This window comes from Vibrio sp. 1288, from assembly GCF_033344475.1.
On sequence record NZ_JAWPOX010000933.1, the window covers coordinates 1 to 563 of the forward strand.

Genomic DNA, 563 nt, shown 5'->3' on the forward strand with positions numbered 1-563 from the left:
CGTAAAGCTCATCAGACATTTCAAGCATTCGACGTTCTATCACGGCTTTCGCATCTTCAACGCCTTTGTTGTAATAGACTGCGCCTAGTTTATCGGTAATAAAATCTATCAGAAATTCGCTGTCAAACTGGCCAATCTCAATGCTGAGTTCATCCTGCATATAGTCTTGAATTGCCGACGCTAATGTTTCTTTTTGGACTCTTTCTAACTTAATCATGCGTGTTCCTTTAAGTGCGGCTTAAGGGGGGATTTCGCTAACCGTTACGAAATAATCGAGTTTCGTCTCGATTGTGTAGCCTTTAATCACCCCAAATTCGTATTGCTTCTAATTTTGGTGTTTAGATCAAGAAGTTGCTGATCTAAATTAGTCTATTCTGAAAAGACTATGCTAACCTTTTGCGGTTCGTTTTGTTAACCATTAAGGGATATTCTTTGCTACTCGACCTAGTGATCCAAAGTGTCAATGATTTTCAGGACGATTGTCTTAAACTGTGTGAGAAGCATTATCCTGCCGTACATAACCAAGGTATGAGTGAACACCATCTTGGTCTTGCATTTTCTCG

1 protein-coding gene is annotated in these 563 nt (G+C 39.8%); it reads right to left on the bottom strand.

Translation table 11 applies throughout. The features are described from left to right. A partial coding sequence (locus R8O11_RS30180; RefSeq protein ID WP_318195257.1) for a DUF2164 domain-containing protein occupies nt 1-217 on the bottom strand: 217 nt, incomplete at its 3' end. Between the last annotated feature and the right edge of the window lie 346 nt (nt 218-563).